3 protein-coding genes are annotated in these 3,395 nt (G+C 56.6%); all 3 read left to right on the plus strand.

Annotated features, from left to right (window positions below; genetic code table 11):
- Positions 1-172: 172 nt before the first annotated feature.
- The gene (locus tag H5U08_RS13285) at positions 173-910 is read left to right on the plus strand and encodes an RHS repeat-associated core domain-containing protein (RefSeq protein WP_297033925.1); all 738 of its coding nucleotides are present in this window, start codon (positions 173-175) and stop codon (positions 908-910) included.
- 528 nt (positions 911-1,438) lie between these two features.
- Complete coding sequence (locus H5U08_RS13290) at positions 1,439-2,086, plus strand: hypothetical protein (protein WP_297033927.1); 648 nt, start codon at positions 1,439-1,441, stop codon at positions 2,084-2,086.
- A gap of 112 nt (positions 2,087-2,198) precedes the next feature.
- On the plus strand, positions 2,199-3,395 hold a 1,197-nt coding region (locus H5U08_RS13295; protein WP_297033930.1), incomplete at its 3' end, for a hypothetical protein.

The following is a 3,395-nucleotide window of genomic DNA, read 5'->3' on the forward strand; positions in this document are numbered from 1 at the left end:
CCGTGATTTCCCGCGTAACTGATGGATTTCACGGGGTTTTTGATTGCGCCACAATGTCCTGGCAGAAAAAACGTACATGTCAGTTAGCGGTGGAAAAGTCGGAGAACAATCCGGCCAGAGAGGGCGTCCTCTTTAATAATCCTCCTTTGTAGTCAATATTAGTCGGTCATTGTTGGTCAGTAATAGTCGGTCTGCATTCACCGGTAGACCGTTCGATAATGACACCCAACTTCAGAACAACCTCAACCGCTGGTACGATGCCCGGGTCGGCCGCTGGCTGAGCGAGGACCCGATTGGCTTTGATCCGGGAGACGCCAACCTCTATCGGTACTTGGAGAATAATGTATTGCTGGTGACGGATCCGCTCGGACTGTATTCTGGGATAACCGGACCTTGCGAGATCAAGATATGGATGGGAGACACATTGTTTAGTAAAGCCAGTCTGCAGAACTTCCTCAACAATAACCGAGACCCGGGTAACCATCCTCTTTGTCCGTCCAAGTACCTCGGAGTTGTGGGATGCGGCCGGTTCGTTCCGGATATCTCAGCGGATCAACAGATTCCGGGCTACGGTGGCCCACCAGAGCTCCTCCATGCGTCGAAGTTCATGGAAGTCGCGAATGCTGTATTGCGTGCCGCCGAAAAGCTTGCCAGCCAATTGTGCGAAAACCGCAGAAAGTTTTGCGACGATGGCACCCCCGAGCGGTATGAATGCGGCGCGAAAAACCAGCGCTGCGATAGCGTTACCATCACAGTGACCTACGACCGTTACGTGTCGCGATTGCTGAATGAAGGGATCGCGCCCGATGGGAGTCGCGTTTTCGGTTTGCCGAATTCAGAATCTCGGGAGCTGCTTAGAAGGCTTAACAAGCTTATGCGGTGGCCGAAGACAATTAACTGTCTACATTAATAAAAAGGATCGCAAATGGAAATAGTCTCCGTTTCGTCCGATCTTAAACCGATTCCACGCAAGGGGAGATCTCACTGTCGGTTCGGCACGGTCGAGCTCACCTTGCTGAGCGTTTGTCATCTTCTATCCTGGGTAGTCGCGGAGTGGTGCTGGTTACAGCGGGAACAGCATGCTGCAGCTATTCTGAAGCAAAATTATGGAGCGTCGGCGCAGACCGATGTATTCGTCTCAGGACCCGCGATTGACCCGCGTGAGCTTTGGCGAGGCCGTCTCTACCATCCCGTAGTCAGGGTTACCATAGATGGGGCCGCCCTCGACGATGAAATGTGGGAGCAATTACGCTGTTTTCGCTATTTGCAATCGCTTACGTTTACGGACTGCCGGATTGAGCCATGTGCTGGTTTTCCTATAGACACCCTATCTCGGTTGCGATATCTTACATTCTCGCGCACCACGCTAACTATCGATAACGTGCGGACGATATCGCGACTTAGACACCTCGAGAGCCTGACCCTAAACGCAACGGGGTTGAAGGGTGATTGGCTACAGCCACTGTCAGCCTTACCGAAGCTGAAAGACCTCGAACTGCGCAACGCTGACCTCACAGAAGTGGCAACCGCTTCTCTCGCCCGCATGAAACGGTTAACAACACTCCAGCTATCTGCTGTGAAAATCAACTCTGAATTGTGGTCTGCTCTTGCTGAGCTGGGGGAACTTGAAAATCTCGTGATCGTGAAGACCCCATTCGACGATGGAGGAATGAGGCATCTAGCAGGTCTGAGAAAGTTACAGATTTTGTACTTAGACAGTGCTGCGATTAGTGACGTGGGCGTGGAATCGCTCGCACAACTTCCGAATCTGTGGCGATTGTCGCTTGCCGGTACTAACGTGGGGGATGCGGGGTTGCGGCACTTGTCGCAATTGCCGAGGCTCGCCGCGCTGGATATCAGGTTCACCCGCGCCACAAACGCATGCCTGTGTAGCCTCGCGTCGATGCCGGCGTTAAAGATGGCTCTCGTGGAGGGCACTGACATAAACCCGTCGGCGCCGGGGTTTGTTGGTGTTTGCAATTCTGACGGATCTGTGTGGTACCCGAATGAGGCACGCCGAAAAGAGATCGAGGACTACTCGAAACTCGACCCCTATTCTGCAGACGAGAGGGGGACGCCCAGGTGACCTACCGCCAGATCGCCGCGGATGGGTGCCGCTGCCAACTTGTCCGGCGGTGTCGCGGTCCGGTGAACTGTTTGCGGCAACGAATTCGAACATCAGGCTCCGCACGGTCGCCATGCCTCGCCGGAGACGCTCGGTCAGCGAAGGCCCACGAGGGCAGCAGCAAAGCGTCAATTCGTGGACATGCTCGGGTTGGTCCGCCGAATGGTCTTTACATGCCCAGCCAATAGCTCATGACGCCGAGCTTACCGTCACCTCGGCCCACTGCCAGGCAAGCCGCCAGTGCCGCCCGGCGAGGGTCGCCACGAAGTGGGTCCACTTCTCCTACGATACAGCCAGTCAACTTACGGACCTCACCCGTTACGCCGACCTGGCCGGTACCCAGCTTGTCGCCCAGTCCCAGTACACCTACGACCAGGTCGGGCGACTGCGGGGCCTCAGCCACTTCCGCGGCCAGACCACCTTCGTGGAATACACCTGGAACTTCGATGCCGCCAATCGCATGACGCAGTACATCAACTCGGTGGACGGCACGGCTGACTACACCAGCGACGCCACCGGGCAGCTCACCGCCGCCGACTACGACTACCAGAGCGACGAAAGCTACCAGTACGACGCCAATGGCAACCGCGTTACCGCCAACGGCAGCAGCTACGCCACCGGCATGAACAACCAGCTTCTTTCCGACGGCACCTACCGCTACCTCTACGATGCCGAGGGGAACCGCACGCACCGGTTCATTGATACCAACGGCAATGGGCAGCTCGACTCAGGCGACACGGACATCACCCAATACACCTGGGAGCACCGCAACCGGCTGGTGAAGGTGCAGCATCGGTCCAGCTATGGGGCGGCCGTGGACTGGGTGATCCGGTACTGGTACGACTATCAGAACCGGTTGGTCCGCAAGCTGGGCGACCTTAACGGGGACGGCGACTACCAACAGAAACAGAACTTGGCCTATGACGGTAACCAGGTGGTGATGGACTTTCGGCGGACGGGCTCCGGGTTGGTTCAAACAGGTGATCTGGAGTGGCGTTACCTCTGGGGCCCGGCGGTCGATCAGATTTTGGCCGAGGAAAATGTTGACAACGGCAGTGATGAAACGGTACAGTGGACCCTGACGGACCACCTGAACACGGTCCGGGACATCGCCAAGTATGATTCGGCCAGCGACATGACCACCGTGGTCAATCATCTCATCTATGACGCCTTCGGCAAGGTGACGTCGGAAACCAATCCGGCGGTGGACTCCTTGTTCCTCTTCACGGCCCGGCCCTTCGACCCCGACACCGGCCTGCAGAACAACCTC

This window comes from Thermogutta sp. (assembly GCF_014359955.1).
GTDB lineage: Bacteria > Planctomycetota > Planctomycetia > Pirellulales > Thermoguttaceae > Thermogutta.